This window comes from Chryseobacterium sp. PCH239 (assembly GCF_018924625.1).
Taxonomy (GTDB): Bacteria; Bacteroidota; Bacteroidia; order Flavobacteriales; family Weeksellaceae; genus Chryseobacterium; species Chryseobacterium cucumeris.
This window is the reverse complement of record NZ_CP073027.1, coordinates 2,502,622-2,521,004: the sequence shown is the minus strand read 5'-3', so window position 1 is coordinate 2,521,004 and position 18,383 is coordinate 2,502,622. Positions and strand designations below refer to the sequence as shown.

At 34.5% G+C, this 18,383-nt stretch carries 13 protein-coding genes and 1 tRNA gene; 9 read left to right on the top strand and 5 right to left on the bottom strand.

Features of this window, described 5'->3' with window-relative positions; genetic code table 11:
* Positions 1-2: 2 nt before the first annotated feature.
* Positions 3-458: a hypothetical protein gene (locus KBP46_RS11660; RefSeq protein WP_062672459.1), complete on the bottom strand. Its 456-nt coding sequence runs from the start codon at positions 456-458 to the stop codon at positions 3-5.
* Between the two features lie 109 nt (positions 459-567).
* Here KBP46_RS11660 and greA point away from each other — a divergent pair, with 109 nt between their 5' ends.
* The 7 genes from greA (at position 568) to KBP46_RS11625 (ending at position 6,492) form a co-directional block, all read left to right on the top strand.
* Positions 568-1,038, top strand: coding sequence for a transcription elongation factor GreA (gene greA, locus KBP46_RS11655; RefSeq protein ID WP_034695856.1), 471 nt, complete (start codon positions 568-570; stop codon positions 1,036-1,038).
* 57 nt (positions 1,039-1,095) lie between these two features.
* Entirely contained in the window at positions 1,096-1,485 is a 390-nt protein-coding gene (locus KBP46_RS11650; RefSeq protein ID WP_047429226.1) for an HIT family protein, read from the top strand.
* A gap of 66 nt (positions 1,486-1,551) precedes the next feature.
* Complete coding sequence (gene clpX / locus KBP46_RS11645; RefSeq protein WP_216445414.1) at positions 1,552-2,739, top strand: ATP-dependent Clp protease ATP-binding subunit ClpX; 1,188 nt, start codon at positions 1,552-1,554, stop codon at positions 2,737-2,739.
* A gap of 74 nt (positions 2,740-2,813) precedes the next feature.
* The gene (locus KBP46_RS11640) at positions 2,814-4,802 is read left to right on the top strand and encodes a T9SS type A sorting domain-containing protein (RefSeq protein ID WP_062672464.1); all 1,989 of its coding nucleotides are present in this window, start codon (positions 2,814-2,816) and stop codon (positions 4,800-4,802) included.
* 5 nt (positions 4,803-4,807) lie between these two features.
* Positions 4,808-5,020 (top strand): signal peptidase, encoded by a 213-nt coding sequence (locus KBP46_RS11635; protein ID WP_123279554.1) that lies wholly within the window; start codon positions 4,808-4,810, stop codon positions 5,018-5,020.
* Positions 5,021-5,081: 61 nt separating this feature from the next.
* Entirely contained in the window at positions 5,082-6,374 is a 1,293-nt protein-coding gene (locus tag KBP46_RS11630) for a TlpA disulfide reductase family protein (protein ID WP_123279553.1), read from the top strand.
* A gap of 44 nt (positions 6,375-6,418) precedes the next feature.
* A tRNA-Met gene (locus KBP46_RS11625) sits at positions 6,419-6,492 on the top strand.
* Positions 6,493-6,909: 417 nt separating this feature from the next.
* On the opposite strand, the gene KBP46_RS11620 is transcribed toward KBP46_RS11625, so the two are convergent.
* From KBP46_RS11620 to KBP46_RS11610, 3 genes are all read right to left on the bottom strand, one after another.
* A complete protein-coding gene (locus KBP46_RS11620) occupies positions 6,910-8,208 on the bottom strand; it encodes an HlyD family secretion protein (protein ID WP_120233592.1) in 1,299 nt (432 codons plus the stop codon).
* 170 nt (positions 8,209-8,378) lie between these two features.
* Positions 8,379-10,574 carry a peptidase domain-containing ABC transporter gene (locus KBP46_RS11615; protein WP_062672471.1) on the bottom strand — a complete coding sequence of 732 codons (2,196 nt, stop codon included), beginning with the start codon at positions 10,572-10,574 and terminating at the stop codon, positions 8,379-8,381.
* A gap of 189 nt (positions 10,575-10,763) precedes the next feature.
* Entirely contained in the window at positions 10,764-11,969 is a 1,206-nt protein-coding gene (locus tag KBP46_RS11610) for a thioredoxin domain-containing protein (RefSeq protein ID WP_253297277.1), read from the bottom strand.
* Between the two features lie 835 nt (positions 11,970-12,804).
* Here KBP46_RS11610 and KBP46_RS11605 point away from each other — a divergent pair.
* Entirely contained in the window at positions 12,805-14,532 is a 1,728-nt protein-coding gene (locus tag KBP46_RS11605; RefSeq protein WP_216445413.1) for an AraC family transcriptional regulator, read from the top strand.
* A gap of 186 nt (positions 14,533-14,718) precedes the next feature.
* Positions 14,719-16,911, top strand: a complete 2,193-nt coding sequence (locus tag KBP46_RS11600; RefSeq protein ID WP_216445412.1) for a CocE/NonD family hydrolase — start codon at positions 14,719-14,721, stop codon at positions 16,909-16,911.
* A 443-nt stretch (positions 16,912-17,354) separates the two neighbouring features.
* Here the strand turns inward: KBP46_RS11600 and KBP46_RS11595 are convergent, their stop codons facing one another.
* Positions 17,355-18,311, bottom strand: a complete 957-nt coding sequence (locus KBP46_RS11595) for a DUF3810 domain-containing protein (RefSeq protein WP_367397896.1) — start codon at positions 18,309-18,311, stop codon at positions 17,355-17,357.
* Between the last annotated feature and the right edge of the window lie 72 nt (positions 18,312-18,383).

The following is an 18,383-nucleotide window of genomic DNA, read 5'->3' as shown; positions in this document are numbered from 1 at the left end:
TTCTAATAATAAACATTTAGAGTTTTACTTGCAGCGTCGTAATTGTAAGGATAAGTTTTGGGAGGAAGAGACGTTTGGGCTCCAGACTCCGGCTGTCCTGTACTTAAGATCCATCTTGTATTATCCTGTGGACATATAATGGCAATATTATCTTTTACCTCAAGGGTTGTATTGCTATCGGGGCATAGATGTGGGGCATTCCTGTCATAGACTTTAAATCCGTTTGCTGTCCGGACAATAATCAATCCTCTTGTCCCTGACTGTTGCTCGTTGACATAAATCCAACCGTTGATATTGTTTAAAGCATAATAAGCAGGCAGGTTTAAATTAAGAGATACATTAATAGGAACATTGGGGAAACAGTTCACGGTATCTTCTCTGCTTCCACATGAGTTTATAGTTAAATTACTGGAAATCAATAAAATGAAAATGGATAAGATTGAAAAAGTTTTTTTCATTTCAATTTAAATTTTTATATATTTGTAAAAATTAAACGATTACAACACGAAAACATTGTCCGGCAAATGTCGGATTATTTTTTTATACTAAAACTAAATTTTGAAAATTATGGCAAGCTATGTTACTAAGGAGGGCCTAGAGAAAATGAAAGCTGAGCTGGAACAGTTGGAAACTGTGGAGAGACCCAAAATTACTCAGCAGATCGCAGAAGCAAGAGATAAAGGAGATTTATCAGAAAATGCAGAATACGATGCAGCTAAAGAAGCTCAGGGGATGCTTGAAATGAGAATTTCCAAGCTGAAAGATGTTATCTCTACTTCTAAAATTATAGACGAAAGCCAATTAGATACTTCAAAAGTTTCAATCTTAACAACAGTGAAACTTAAAAACAATGCTACCAAGCAAGAGCAGGTATTTACATTGGTACCGGATAACGAAAGCGACCTGAAGACAGGAAAGATTTCTGTGAACACACCTATCGCAAAAGGATTGTTAGGAAAAGCTATTGGCGAAATTGCTGAAATTACTTTACCTAACGGAAACAAACTGTCTTTCGAAGTATTAGACATCTCTTTATAGTCTGATACTCCTTTCTATTTCTGAACTTCTAAATATCTAACCTAAACTTCTGATAAAATGAGCACTATATTCACAAAAATCATTAATGGCGAAATTCCCTCTTATAAGATTGCAGAAAATGAAAACTTTATTGCATTCTTAGACGCAATGCCTTTAGTGAAGGGACACACTTTAGTAGTACCTAAAAAAGAAGTGGATCTGATTTTTGATCTTGAAAGTGAAGAATACAAAAACCTTTGGGGATTTGCCCAAGAGGTAGCCAAGAAGATCAAAACTGCAGTTCCATGTGTAAGAGTAGGAGTAGCAGTGGTAGGACTTGAAGTTCCTCATGCACACATCCATCTGATTCCTTTAAATAAGATGGAAGACATGAATTTCCGAAATGAAAGATTAAAATTAACGAACGAAGAATATACAGAGATTCAACACTCAATTATTAATTCTTAACAACCAGAAAATCGTAAAAAAGTAATTTTTTACGATTTTCTTTAACATATACATATATTATATCATATGAATTCCAACCAATGTTCTTTCTGTGGCAGAAAAAGAAATGAAGTACAGATGCTGATTTCTGGGCAGAATGGTTTTATTTGTGAAAATTGTATAGAGCAGGCACATGCTATCGTAAAAGATGGCGCATCAAAAACAGGATATTCACCTGCTAATAGTATGGAAGAGCTTAAAAAGCCAAAAGAGATCAAAGAATTTCTTGACCAGTATGTGATCGGACAAGATCAGGCAAAAAAGCAACTTTCCATTGCTGTGTATAACCATTATAAAAGATTGCTTCACGCTCAGGACGAAAACAGAGAAGTAGAGCTTGAAAAGTCAAACATTATCATGATAGGAGAGACAGGAACGGGTAAAACGCTTCTGGCAAAAACTATTGCAAGAGAACTGAATGTTCCTTTCTGTATCGTGGATGCTACTATTTTAACAGAAGCCGGATATGTAGGAGAAGATGTTGAAAGTATCCTTTCAAGACTTTTGATGGTAGCAGATTATGATGTGGAAAAAGCTGAAAAAGGAATTGTTTTCATTGATGAGATTGATAAGATTGCCAGAAAATCAGACAATCCAAGTATTACAAGAGACGTTTCAGGAGAAGGCGTGCAGCAGGGATTATTAAAACTGTTGGAAGGTAGTATTGTGAATGTTCCGCCACAAGGAGGAAGAAAGCATCCAGATCAGAAATATATCCAGGTAAATACCCAAAACATCTTATTTATTGCAGGTGGAGCTTTTGACGGGATCAAAGAGATCATCGAAAGAAGAATGAACAAGCAGGCAATTGGTTTCAGCTCTGAAAAAATCAATAAAACAGACGAAAACGAATATATATTAACAAATATTAATGCAATTGACCTTCGTACTTTCGGATTAATTCCGGAACTTTTAGGAAGATTTCCAATCATCACTTACCTTGATAAACTCACAAAAGAGACGTTGGTAAGAATCATGAAGGAACCTAAAAACTCTATTGTGAATCAATTTGTGGAACTTTTCAAAATGGATGGCACAAATTTGGTTATCACAGACGGAGCCATTGAAAAAATCGTAGAGGAAACTATTGAAAAAGGATTAGGTGCAAGAGGGCTTAGAGGGACCACCGAAAAAGTTCTAGAAGACTATATGTTTTCAATAGGAGAGGAGAAAGATATCATCTTAAATGAAGATAATGTTTTGATTAATAGATAAAATATTTTTTTTTTAAGAAAAATAATAATACCTTTGCGGGTGAAGATTGTATTAACACACAAATAATTTATACAATGAGAAAAAGTTTATTTGCTATAGGTCTTTTAGCAATTAGTTATTCTGTTCAGGCGCAGATACTATGTCATGTTGACACTAATGCTAATATGTATGTGAGCGAAGGCACCCTAGTTTATAGCGGTGGAGGTGTACAAACAAAGGGTAATGGCCTTTTGGACGTGCATGGAAATATCATGGTTGTAGGATCTGGTACAGATGCTTTTAAGACAATTGATGCTGCCGGTTCTGATAAGACTGACGGCGGAAATATCATCTTAAGACTTAATACCCCTGCTTCTTTTGCTACTTCCACGTATGGACAGTTGTACATCGACGGACTATCCCAGTCCAACATTACAGGTATTGTAACCAAAGAATACCGAACTACAAGTCATGGTTCCGGTAATTATTTTCAACAAGTTGCGTTACCTTTTTCGGGTAAAGCTTTCAATTCATTATCTGCAGAACTTGGGAAAACTTTCAATACCCAAAGAACAGGAACTGGCAGCAACCCTATTCTAAAGTGGGATAACGCTAATGCAGTTTCTGCACATTTTACAAATTTAGCATCTACTACTGCTGATGGTTCAGGATACTATATGCTGAAAGTTACCAATAACGACTGGAATCCAAGTGCTCCTGCAGGTGCAGCAACTGTTTTCAATATTAACGGGAAACCATATGCTCCCTTAGCTGGAACTGTAACATTGCAGAATGCTGGGAAATCTAATTTGGGACCTTCTAATGTCGTATTCGGGGTTGGTGGTAACGCTGTGAATTCTTACAACGAAAAGTACAACACTTATTTAGATGACAGTTTTGAGTTTACTACAAGCGCATGGGCTGGAACATTTGGTCAGAACTGGTATCAGTTTGGTAACCCCTTCCTTACCAATTTAGATTTATCTAATATTGGATATACTGAAAGTGTTACCGGATCAGACGGAAATGCAGTAAAAAATATCTGGGGTATTGAATACAACCCTGGTACTGTTGTGACACTTCCTGGAGGCTCTACTTATGCTACAGGTGCTCAGGTGGTTACTTATGTGGCTACAGGTGACGGGGTTGCTCCGGCAGTTGGGGATGTGAACCTGGATAAAATGGTTATCAAACCAATGCAGTCGTTTAAAATAAAGTTAAGAGATAATACAGCTCAGACTTTAGACTTTAATACACTGAGAAGATTCAAATCAACCGCAAGAACAGCAGGTACTCCAAATGGTGTAAATGCAGCTAAAATGGCTGGTAAGGGTACAAACAGTACAGTGAAGCAGCTTGGGGTAATTGGTCTTGATGCTAATGGTAATGAGATTTCCAGAACGTACTACGTGGTTTCTCCATCATTTACAACAGGACACCAGGTTTCTACTGCCACGACAGTTCAGGCTTCAGCAGGTACCAGAATTATCGGTACTTACGAAGAAGCATTGAATGGCGGATATGATAATAATTATACGAACTATTGGTTATATATTAACGAAGCTAATGAGGGTAACTTCCAAGGTAAAAATGTTAAGTTAGTTAACTACAAGCTTGATCAGGTTAAATCTTATAAGTTCGAGATCAGAGAAAATGCAGAACTTATTCCTGCTGGTGCACACCAGTTATCTTCAGGAATTGGTTTCTACTATAAAGCGGAAAATGGGAATTTAGTACAGGCTAAGCAGGGAGATGTTGTAGCTGTAACAAATGAAGAAGCTAACTTGTATTATGGTGAGCCAAGTAATAATACTTTAGCTACTAATAAAACAACTCCTAGTGTTTCCAGAACACTTGTTGTTTATGATCCATCTATTACAAATTACATTGTTAGATTTGATCCAAAATGGAAAAAAGCAGACATTCAAGTTTATGATATGAGCGGTAAACTGGTAATCTCTAAAAAAGCGGTTGAAACATCCAGAGATTTTGTAATCGAGCTTGATGGCTCAGTTAAAAATTCATATGTTGTAAAAATCGTTTCTGATAAGGGAGAAACTGTTAACACTAAAATCTTAAAATAAACCACATGAGAACTATTAATAAACTAGTCCTGGCATTTTTCCTATTTGCTGTATCTTTAGCAAATGCCGCTCCACCAATCCCAGGAGGAGGAGGAAATGGAGGAAATGGTACCGGATCACCTGCCTCACCAATTGATATGTATGTATATGTACTGGGTATCGTAGCAATAGGATTTATTGTTTACTTTACAAAAAAGTACAAAAGCGAAAAAGCATAAAATTTTATTAAAATAATATTAAACTCTCTGATTAGTCAGGGAGTTTTTTTATTTTTACTTTATGAAAAAGATTTATACGCTATCAGCGGTTTTGGCTGCATTTGCTTTACAGGCTCAATTTACTGTTACAATTCAGACTCCGGCAGATTTTAAAGACCAGGATGCTATTCTATATACACTTAACGGATCAAAAGATATTATTGTTACTAAAGAAAAGAGTAAGAATAGTACATGGACTTTTAAATATCCGGGGCATTATATGGGGATGATGAAAGTCTATTTTCCTGGCTCTAATAATACAGTAAGCTTTATTTCTGAAAATAAGAATGTCAATTTTAAATTGGATATTCAGAATAGCAAAGTAAAAGATGTTATTTATCTGGATGATGCCAATAATCTGATGAGCAAACAACAGGAAGGCTCCCAAAAGAAAGAGCTTATTTTACCGGCTTTAGCACAAATCAAAGAATATTACAAAGACAATACAGATTTTGGAAAAGCTCTGAAAACAGAAATTGACAGACTTTCCGGTGCTTCAGGTTCTATTGATGCTGCACAACATCCGTTTGTTGCTTATTATAATACGAATTACAGCAAGTTTCTTTCCAATTCACCCGATTCAACGAAGAAAGTAGATCAGGAAGAAATAATCAACTTTCTTGACAAATCAAATGATATGCTTGAAAGCTCATCCTTATTGAGACCTGTATTAGTAGCTTATCTGAATTCGGGAGGAAATGCCAATGTTACAGCATCTGTTGATAAATTGCTGGATCGTTTAAAAGTAGAAACTCCAAGAGGGCAGACTGTATTGTCAGAATTGATTGATATTTTTGATGTCTATCAGATGGATGAATACAAGAGCAAATATCTGTCTCTAGCTAAAAATCTTAAATGTACCATTACTGACAGGCTTGCTTCTACATTGAAATCGAATGCAAACATTGAAATGGGGGCTATTTTCCCTAATTATAAGTTCCAGTCACCTGTTAATACCACTGCAAAATCTTTACACGATATAAAGGCCGATAAAAAGGTGGTGGTATTCTGGTCATCCACATGTTCACACTGTGAAAGTGAACTTCCAAAACTTTTGGAAAAATATAATGATCTGAAATCGAAAAATATTCAGATTGTAGGACTGTCTTTAGATGTGGATAAGAATTCATATACCAAAAAAATTGCTGCATTTCCTTGGGTGAATGATTCAGAATTGAGAGGATGGAACAGTAGTTATACAGATTTATATAATATTCATGCAACTCCGACGTATTTTATTTTGGACGCTAACAATAAGATAATCAGCAAACCAGATCATGTTGGCGATGTTTTAGAATATTTTAAGGTAAAATAATTTTGGAGGTAAAGAAATATTTTCTATATTTGCACCACCAAAACGGCGAGGTAGCTCAGTTGGTTAGAGCGCAGGATTCATAACCCTGAGGTCACGGGTTCAATTCCCGTCTTCGCTACAATAAACCGCAATCATTGAATTATGATTGCGGTTTTTACTTTTAAAAGAATTACTCTTTTATCTTATAATTCTTTCACATGAATTTTATTTTTTCACGATTTCATTCTTTTGATGGAATATTAAGGGAATAATTATACTTTTTCAGCTTCATTGTAATGTTCGGCTAATTTTCATAATCAAGTAACACTATGATATTCCTTGTATTCGTTATTTTCTTGTCTTTTTTGAACGATCATGTTTTTTGCGATAAAAACCCCTTTGCTTAGATAGATTGTGGCTAGAATAGGCTGTTTAAATGAATGAGATTGATTGAGCTTCTGCAAAACATTATCAGTCGACTGGGAAATTTAAAAATACATAATAAAACCCCGTTTTACAATTTGAAAAACGGGGTTAATTTTTAGTAAAAGGTTCATTAAACCTGATATCCAAGTAACTTTCTGATTTGATAGAAGAATCTCTCAATCAGTCGCAGATCCTGTGTTACAATTTCTGCACTGCCTCTAAGCTCTTTATCGAATGTAAGTGTTTTGTTGTAGCTGGTTTTTAATCCTTTCGGTAAAATTACATCTACATAATAATTTCCTTTGTCATCAGGAATAAGTGATATATTCTGTACCTTTCCTTCTATGATACCGTATTCCTGGAATCGGTAATTGTCCAGTTTAATAAGTACTTTCTCACCAGGAGTTATTTTTCCTGAATTTGTGGTAGGGACTGACATTCTGCCCACTAACTGCTCTTTATTTTTAGGAAGAATAGAAAGGATGGGTTCTCCTACCTTTACAAACTGATTCTCTCCAAAGAACTGTTGGAAACTGGCAACCCCATCAGTGGATGAAATCACAAGATAATTCAGTTCCCACTGTTTTAAAGATTTTCTCAGCTGTTCAAGAAGCTGTAGAGTTTGTGAAGAGTATGTAATTCTGTCTTTTTCTGTATTAATTGCAGTTCCGCTTTTGGTCTTATTCAGATTGGAAATTCCTTCATCCATTTGGGATATGGAGATTTTAATATTCTCAAGGTTTTGCTGAGCCTGAAGATATTTGATTTTTTCATTTTCAAGTTCCATGGCTGAAATAACCCCTTGGTTGAATAGCTCCTGAGATCTGTTGAAGTTTTTCTTTGTCAGATCATATTTTATAGATTCCAGGTTCTTCTGCTGTTTCAAGGTAGCAATTCTTATTTTGTATTCTGAAATGCTCTGATTGGCGGCCAGGTTTTCTGGTGCATAAGGCTGTAGTCTTGTAAAAAGAGCTTCATCCTGAAATGCTTTTGCGAAACTGTTATATTCTCCCTGCAATTCACCCAGCTTAAATCTTGAAGCCTGGGCGATAGGGAAGGTATATAATTTATCAGGTGTGATAGAGTCTACCAGTTTTTTAAGCTCTAAAATGTCTTTGTAGTTAGCTGCAGACTGCATCACCATAAGAACATCATTCTTTTTAACTTCCTGATGATCTTTTATGAATATTTTCTCAATTTTGGAACTGGTTCGTGCTTCTATTTTCTCAGGAGGATTCTGGGAAGTTACAATAATAGGAGCCGGTACAAATTCCGGGTATTTTATAATGTAGCTCATTAAGAGAATTAACAGGAGGATAATAAATATCACTGTATTTCCCCAGCGGATCATCCAATGTGGTGGCTGGGTAAGAATATCCTGTACACTCTCGGAACGGAGTTCAATATTGTCTAAAACGTCTTCTTTCATTGTTTTGAGGTGAAATTTCCCCCAATATTTCAGGGGAATATAATTTAAATAAATGAGTAGTTTGCATCATACCTATTTCGGTGCTGAAGTATTTGCATCCGGAGGGTATTTTAAATTTTTCATTCTTAATATAATTCTCTAATAAGCTTTTCGAATTCTACTAGATACCATTAGCTGCCTAATTCAAGCTGATTTCTTACAAGTCTGTAATATTCTCCCCTTAAATCTACCAGATCGGCATGGCTTCCTTCTTCAACTACTTTTCCTTGATCCAGTACAATGATTTTATCAGCATGTCTTACCGTTGAAAGTCTGTGGGCAATCACCACTGCTGTTTTGCCCTTAAAGAACTGTTCAAGATTTTCCATAATCACTTTCTCATTATTGGCATCTAATGCAGAGGTAGCTTCATCAAATAAAATATATTCTGGAGATTTGTAAACAGCTCTTGCAATGAAAAGTCTCTGCTTCTGACCACCACTGACACCAACTCCTTCATTTCCGATCTTTGTATTATAACTTAATGGAAGGCTTTCAATAAAATCTTTAATATTGGCTATCTCTACGGCACGTCTAAGTTTTTGTTTATCTATATGATCTTCACCTACAGCAATATTATTGGCGATAGTATCATTGAATACATATCCTTCCTGCATTACAACTCCACAATGATCTCTCCAGTATCTTGGGGAAATATTTTTCATATTGGTATTTCCGATTCTGATTTCACCCTGGTCCGGATCATAAAATTTCATCAACAGTTTCAATAAAGTAGTTTTTCCACTTCCGCTGGCTCCCACAATAGCTGTGGTCTGTTGATAAGGAATCGTAAGGTTTAAGTTTTCAAAAACCGGAACGTCAGAACCAATATACCTGAATGACATATCTTTTATTTCGATATCTTGCTTCGGAACATCTGTGACGTACTGCTCATTTTTATCTTCTTCATCATCTTTATCATGGATTTCTCCTAATCTTTCAAGGGAAATTTTAGCATCCTGAGTTTGTTTAATAAAGTCGATAAGCTGAAGAAGCGGGCTGTTTAACTGTCCAATAATGTACTGAACAGAAAGCATCATCCCCAAAGTAAGATTTCCACTTAAAACAAGTTTAGCAGAAAGGAAACTCACCAGTATATCTTTCATCTGATTGATAAAGTTTCCTCCAACAGACTGCCATTGTTCTAATGAAAGAGATTTTATTCGGATCTTAAACAGTTTTACCTGAAGAAATTCCCAGTCCCATCTTTTTTGCTTCTCTGCATTATGCATTTTGATTTCCTGCATACCGTTGATAAGCTCAATTACTTTACTTTGTTCCTGAGATACCTGAGAGAATCTTTTATAATCAAGCTCTTTTCTCTTTTTGAGGAAAAAACTGATCCAGCCAATATATAATACGGCCCCTACAAGATAAACGATGAAAAGTCTGTAATCGTAAAATAATAATACAATACTAAAAATAATAAGGTTGACCAATGAGAATAATGTATTCAGCGAAGAGCTTGTAAGAAGCTGCTCAATTCTGTGATGGTCATTAATTCTCTGCATGATATCTCCTGTCATTCTGGTATCAAAGAAACTTATCGGAAGTTTCATTAATTTGATAAAGAAATCGGAAATGATCGAAATATTGATCCTTGCCGAGAGGTGAAGAAGAATCCAGCTTCGGATTGTCTCAATTCCCATTCTTCCCAGGAATAGCATAATTTGGGCAAGTAGAACTACATAGATAAAATTAATATCCTGATTCTGGATCCCGACGTCTACAATACTTTGGGTAAGAAACGGGAATATAAGGGAAAGTAAACTTCCACCTAAAAGTCCAATAGCCAATTGTATAACAAGTGTTTTATACTTAAAAAGATATTTGGACAAGAATGTAAAGCTTGCCTTACTCTCTTCAGCATCAAACTCTGTCTGAAAGAATGCAGGAGTAGTTTCAAGAATCAGTACAATTCCTTCTTCTGTATTTTCGTTGGCATTTTCTCCAATCCAGGACTTGATGAATTCTTCTCTGGTATAAGTAATCAATCCATAGCTGGGATCCGAAATATATACTTTGTTATTTTTGTCGATTTTATATACAACAACAAAATGGTTTTTATTCCAGTGTGCTACACATGGAAAAGGAACTTCTTCTGTTAGGGTATTGAAATCGATCTGGACACCCATTGACCGGAATCCAAGATTTTCCGCGGCATCGCTCAGCCCAAGAAGGCTGCTTCCTTCCCGTGTTGTTTCGGAAAGGTTACGAATCTGCTGCAGAGATATACTTTTACCATAATACTTACTGACGATTCTCAGGCATGTAGGGCCACAATCTTTGGTATCTGGTTGCTTATAAAAAGGAAACTTTTTTTTCAAAACTACTACTCATTATAAAATGCCGTCAATAAATGACGACATTTTTGCTTTAATTCAATTATAATTCAATGAAATGGTAAACTGGAAAAGTCCCATTGATCACCGTTTTTCTACTCTTTTACATCTTTTCAGATGGTTATTTTGTTTTTCCTAAGATAGTGAAATTTTTAAATGAATGAGATTTATTTACTAGATCTCATCATCCTCTATTAATTCATCAATAAAGAATAAAATATCTTCACGATCATACTTGTCTGGAAACTGATATCCATTGATGATAAAGATAGGAGTGAAGCTTAATCCTGCGTTACTGTTTTCTATGGACATCTCTACTAATGGATTGAGATTTTCTGAAGTTACCTTTCCTCCGGAGAGCACATTGATTTTGCTTTCATCCTTAGTTTCAAACCATTCTTCTACAGCATGTAGAAATTCTTTTTCGGGCTTATTATGATAGATATGAGTTAAATCTGAAATAAGCTGAGTGTATTTTTCTGGAGCTCTGTCTGGGCTGTAATTGAATCTCATCTGTAGTGAAATATTCTCCGGATATTTTTCCAAAAGTCCTTCCACAAGCTTATGCGCATCTTTACAGAAACCACAATATGGGTTGGAAACGATAGAAATACGAAGCTTGGCATCTTTTTTTCCAACTGCAAAAGTTTCAGTATCCTGGAATTCTATTTTTGGATTTTGCTCCATCTGGTTTTTGAAAAGTTCATAGTTTCTCTTGAATCTGAGATTTTTTGCATTCGATTTTTGAAGAGCTTCTTTTTGTTCAAGAAGAGTGTTGAAATAGATAACTGCAGAAAATACAAGAGCCCAAAGAATAACAGTCAATAAAAGAGCTCCCACACTGAAAGACAGATTCTCAAAAAATAAACTGCTGATTACAATTTGTCCAACCAGAATTGAAATAATCAAAAGACATACTCTACAAAATGTTTTTTCTACAAATGCCTGGATGTATAAAGAATATCCGATGGCAATTACAGAAACGAATGTGAAACCTTTTACGATATACGCTGTTGCCGGTAAGAACAGACCTAGTACGGCAAGTCCTGCAAAATAAATCAGAGAAAAATCTGCAAATTTTAAGCCCAGAATACTGGTTTTATCCTGTTTGATGATCTTATCACACGAGTTGGCTGTCTGACTTGCTGCAGCACCTCCGCCTCCACATATACTTCCAATGACAGTAGAGGTATTCCCGAATTTCTGATTGAAAATTTCCAGGGAAATATAAACTCCTGCTAAGGAAAGTACATTAAATAGAGCTTCGTAAATGGTTTGGCTAATAAAAGAATAGGCAAGAACAGTTGCAAAAATAATATAAAGAACCGGTTTGAAATTGAAAGCCAGTTTACTTTCTGCATTTTCTGTTTTCTCAAACAACAGTACAAAATCTGTTGATTTATTATAAAGTTCTTCTTTACCGAAGGTTTTTGCTTTTCTGAATATACAGAATAATTGCTTCCTGCCTTTTTTACCAGGGAAAATGAATTCTCAACAATCGCAATAAATTCTTCCGGAAGTTCATCCCAATATTCTTTGTCAAGTTCGTAAGCGTCATTTTTTACTCCCATAAAGTTGAGTGTATCACTAAATGCCAGTGCAGATGGATAATTGGGATGGGAATTGAACTGGAAAATAAATTCCTGTTTATCGAGTTTTAGATGGTTAATTAGTTTGTCAAAAATCATATTAATATTTTTATCTAAAATACACAGATGTTTTAAATATACAAAAAAAAATCTCCTTTATTAGTGAGATATAAACGGATGTTGGTAGATTTTATTTGATCTTCAGTATTTTATTTTCTTGAATCCGGAAATGGAAAGCAGATTTTGTAATATGGCTTTTGTATTATTTCTTTGTGTAATTGATGTTTTTAGTATTTTAAACGGTAACATTTTACGAAGGTAAGATCCATTTCCCACAGGCAGGTATTCTAAAGTTTTCATGGTTAAGTGTACATTAAATGTTGCCTGTGGGAAGTAAAGGATCTTTTTAAAACAAAGTATTTCGTGTTTTTACCTGGGGCAAAGATGCATTCATAACGCTGGGAATGCAAGAAAGGGATGTCGGAATTGATAAATTTTGGGATGTTTATTAGCGGGTTTTTAATAAAGTATTAAATTAATATTTTGATTTTTAATACTTTATGTTTTCTGTCATGAAAATGTATTAAAAACTAAAAAAGTGTAATATTGTGCCTTTAAAAGAATATATGCGCAAGGCTTTTTTTATGTTTCTGTTGATGTTTGCTGAGAATTTCTGCTTTTCTCAAAGCATCAGTGGATTTCATATACCGGATTCATTACAAAATAAAAATGCTGACCAATTACAGAAGGCTTATGATAGGACCTTTCGTATCGATAATAATAAAGCAGAATTCTATGCCAATGTTATTTTAAGTAAAGGTAAAAAGCAGAAAAATAATGATCTGATCTATGACGGCTATTACAAACTGGCTCACAGTAAAGGTTTAAAATCGGAAAACGGACATCCTTACGCGGATACGCTCATCAGGATTACCCAGTATGTGAATACCAGGGATTACCCTGCGAAGGCTCATATTATTAAAGGTATCCTGTTCAATTATGAATCCAGATACGGGGAGGCCTTAGATCAATATGTTCAGGCAAAAAAATTAGCTGGTAAAAAGAACCCGGATCAGTTTTTTTATGTGAAAAAACTGGTTGGTATTTTAAAATCGGCAACGGGTGAAGATCAAGAAGCTCTTCCTCTGTTTCTGGAATATTACCAGTATGAGAAGGAAAAAATGCATACTGATAAGAGAGATGTAAAAAGCTATATCGGATCTATTTTTTCTGTAGCAAACAGCTATAACAAAAACAAGCAATATAATAATGCCTTGCCTTACATCCATTTGGGAATTGAAGAATGTAAAAAATTTAATGACTATACCCATTATCCTTATCTGATCTCTTCCTTAGGAATAGCTAATTATTACTTGAAAAACTATAAGGAATCTTATAATAATCATTTGTTGGCTGAGCAAAAATTCAAAAAAAACAATGATGACTGGAACCTTGGGATTACTTATTATTTTCTAGGTAAAATCAATGGTGATCTTCACAAGGAAACTGAAGCGGTGCGTTATTTCACAAAATCAGATTCTATCTTTTCAGTGTCTAAAAAGTTTGATCCGTTTATGAGAAACGGATATGAGTTTTTAATTGATTATTACAAGAAAAAAGGAGATAAGGAAAATCAGCTGAAATTCATTAATAAACTTGTGGCGACGGATAGCTTTCTTACTAGTAGTAATCAGTATTTGTCCAAAGAGATTTATAAAAAATATGACACACCGGCTTTGCTGGAAGAAAAAGAAAGACTTATTGATGAATTGAACAATAAAAACTCTACCCTTTATTTTGTTTTGTGTGGTGGTGTTTTAGTATTAGGTGCTTTATTCTTTTTACTTATCCGGAACAGACGAAATGCAAAACACTATAAAAAACAGGCGGACCACCTTTTAGAAAAATCAAGATTAATGGAAGTTTCTGCTGTAAAGATTGATCAGCTCGCAGAGAAAACAAAAGAGCAAAAGGCTAAAAATATTCTCCCGGACAAACAGCTGCAGGATATAAAAGTGAAACTGGAGGCATTTGAACTAAATAAAGATTTTTTACGTAAGAATATAACGGTAGACAGTTTGGCTAAAGATTTTAATTCAAACAGAGATTATCTGTCAAAGTCAGTGAATGAGCTTAAGGCAAAGAACTTTTCACAATATCTGAATGAATTGAGAATTAATTATATTGTAGAAGAGCTCAATCATAACGAGAAAATACGAAAATATACCATTGCAGCTATAGCTGATAGTATAGGTTATAATAATTCGGAATCGTTTTCCAATGCATTTAGAAAAATTACAGGAACACTGCCTTCCTATTATATAAAACTATTACAGAAACAGAGAATAAATTAAGTAGTCTACAGAAAAATGTGTACGATATTGATCAATTTTGGTAGACCTGTTTTCTTTAAATCGTATAAAAGTATTTGTTTTGCCTACTAAAATATATAATAATCTAAAGTGCACAGTATGGGAAGTCGCATGGCTAAAGAGCTTTTTTTAACAAAGATAGTGTTGTTGAGTCTGGTATTGTTTTCAATGAGTTTTCATTCTCAGCAGTATTATTTTAAATCTAATCCAAATATAGAGGGAAGTCTTTTTTATAACGAGATCAAAAAACTTAATAAAGAAGTTTTAAGAGATTATAAGGACAAAGACAAAGCTATATTTAACGACAACATATTCCGGCTGCATATCCTTGATGGAGATTATCAGAAAGGGATTTATTATTTAAATGAAATTAAAAATAATCCGGATTATGCCAATCTTGACTACAGAGAAATTATCGGACTTTCATTTGAACTGTATGCATTGTCAAAATCAGCCCCGGGGCCAACTCCTTATAATGAAAAATACAGAAAAGTTTTTGAACAAAAAATTAATGCCCTGCCAGAGAAAACGAAAATGTATGTTAGCAGTTTCTTCAGGTCTACAGAAAAGGATCTAAAAGACAAAGTAGTAAATGTCCTGAAAAAAAGCATAAAGAATGACAGCATTTCTCTGGCTGATGCCGTAAAACTGTGCAGGCTGTATACTTCGTACCTTGTCGTAAAAGAAACAAATCCTGTTGTGCTTCCTTTCATCAAAAAAGCAGAACAGCAGCAGTTTGAAATTAAAGATAGTATTGTCATTAAAAGCAATAAAGGGAATGAGATTTCTTTACAGATGATCAGGTATAAAGGATCTGAGGCCAAGGTTCCTACCATATTGAATTTCGGTATTTACAGAGGAAGAAAAATTGATTACGCTGAAAAGTTAAATGCCATGAAAGGCTACGTTATTGTATATGCTACCAGCAGGGGAGTGTACTTAAGTAAAGACAATCTTGCACCATTTGAATTTGAAACGGAAGATGTTAATGAAGTCATAGACTGGATTATTAAACAATCATGGAGTGACGGAAAAGTAGGAATGGCCGGAGGAAGCTATAACGGATTCAGTCAATGGGCTGCTGTTAAAAACATGCATCCAGCCCTGAAAACAATTGTTCCGTCAGCATCCGTAGGTTTTGGAATAGATTTTCCGATGGAAAATAATGTCTTTAATACTTATATGATCAGATGGCTGGAGTATGTTTCCAGAAGCCGTTATGTAGATTATGATGATTCTGATACATTAAAATGGCAGAGCCTTGTTAACAAGATGTATACAAATGGTACGGCATTTAAAGATCTGGATAGTCTTAATGGAAATAAGAATGTTTTTTTTCAGAAGTGGGTGCAGCATCCATCGTTTGATACATTCTGGACTTCTAAAATACCTTATAAAAGAGACTTTGCAAAAGTCAATATTCCGGTTTTGACATTTACCGGATATTATGATGATGACCAGAGGGGTGCCTTTTATTACTACAATGAACATTATAAGTATAACAAAAATGCTGATCATTATTTAGTTATTGGTCCTTACGATCATTACGGAGCGCAGGGTTCTATTAAAAATAACCTGAGAGGATATACCATAGATCCGGCTGCCAATATTGATCACAATACCTTATCCTATGAATGGTTTGATTATATTTTGAAAGGAAAGAAAAAGCCCGGTTTCTTAAAAGGAAAAGTAAATTACCAGGTGATGGGAACCAATCAATGGAAAAGCGCTGGAAATATTGATGAAATAAGTAATAAAAAATTAAAACTGTTTCTCAGCAGATCAAAACTGCAGGAAGTAAAACCGGCTTTAGATAATACCTTACAGACGATCAGTTTCACAAATAGGAAAGATACGTTGCAAAATTTCGACAGGTATAAAATAATGGATATGGCAATTGATCCCGCTGTTTTAAAAGATAAACTTGTTTTTGAAAGTGATGCATTGCAGGATCCTGTGGAGATCAATGGCAGTTTCACCGGAAATCTGAAAGTTACCATCAATAAAAAAGATATTGATGTTAAAATAATCCTCTATGAGCTAACTTCTAAAGGGGAATATATTCAGCTTTCTAGCTACTTAGGGCGGGCAAGTTATGCAAAAAATAAGGAGAAAAGACAGTTGCTTGTTCCGGGCAAAATATCTGAGATTCCTGTTAATAATACCTATTTCGTCAGTAAAAAAATAGAAAAGGGCAGTAAGCTGATTATTGTTTTGGGGGTCAATACATCTCCCTTCGAACAGATGAATTATGGAACCGGAAAAGATGTTAGCCTCGAAACAATGGCTGATGCTAAAGAGCCTTTGGAGATCAAATGGTATAATGACAGTTATGTGGAAATTCCTATTTTGAGACAATAAACGGAATAGATATAAAAATGAATGGATTTTTATATCAGAATATCCTGTGATTTTGAAGTTCAGATTTTTAGAAATATCATATAAAATACTGAGGATAACTCCAACTTTAAAGCATAGAAAATAAAGCTGAGAAATAATATTTTTTATTTAAACAAATGTTTTATTTTGTTATTATTTTATAGCTTGTAGTGGGTTTTGCCCTTGTTTTGTTTATTAAATTTCGCTATTCTATGTAATTTGTAACAAACAGAAATGAACTCAAAAAAACTTAAAAAATCATAAAGTTTTCATAAAGTTTTAAAAAAGGAGGGAAATGTTTTTGTATTTATAAAATATGTCGTACTTTTACATCGCCTTGAATGAGGGAACAAGTCAAGGTAATAAATTTTTTTTCATCATTTGTGTTTTTAGAATCGTATCGCCTGATACGATTCTTTTTTTATTTATGATTCATAATTTAAGAGCAGATCAATAAAGTAAGAATAGGTAACTGAGCCTTCTTGTTGATTACTTTTCAGAAACAGGTTATTGGTAAATCCAAAGAAGTCATCCAACCATCCCTGATGCTGAAAAACAAAACTTTTTTCATAAGCACGGTCTCTTTTCATAGCTGGAGAGTACTGATGAAGAATATTCTTTACAAAGTGTGGGTCTTCCTCCACAATGAACCTTAAAAGACTTTTTAAAGTGAAAAATTCAGTACTGTATCTCAACTCCTGATTATCGGAATGAATGCCTATTAAATACCCTACGAAATTAGCTTCCTGCTCTCTGGCAAAACCCAGTTGATGCGAACTTTCGTGAGCTGTTGTAAAGGGAATGAATGTATGAGGTAATTCACTGTTAAACTGAGCTTCAGCAGTAAAAGGATTATAGTATCCCAGAATTCCTGTAAAGTTCATTACTTTTTTGAATAAACTGGGCTTGATATCCAGAAGTTGAGGAGCTTTTTTATCTGAAATATAAGAAGGCAGTTTGGTGTGTTGGTACAGGATTTCCTTTTGTATATCCGTAAGGTTGGTGATGATAAAAACACCATTTTTATCCTCATGAACATACTGTCTGGTTTGCTTACATTTTTCAAGATAGATAAGGGCTAATTTTTTTGCCTTATTCATATTGGGCTCCTCCTGACTGGAAAGTTTTTTAATAATTGGAGTCTGGAAATACAGCATTCCCCAGAAGATTTGATAAATAAAATAAAAAACATTTATAATAAGAAGAATCCTTATCAGTGAATCATTTCTTCGCTGTTTACTGAATGAAGTAATCAAATAGTATAAAAGAAATATTCCCAATAGAATATAAATCAAATCTCCAACAGAAAACGGAACCCAGCTGAACAGCATCTGATGAAACTCTTTCTGAAGTTCAAAAAAACTTTCAAAAAAAGAAATCATCACTTTGGATTTTGAGAATCCATAAAACAAAAGAAATTGGGCAAGTAATACACCTGCCCAAAATCTCTTTTT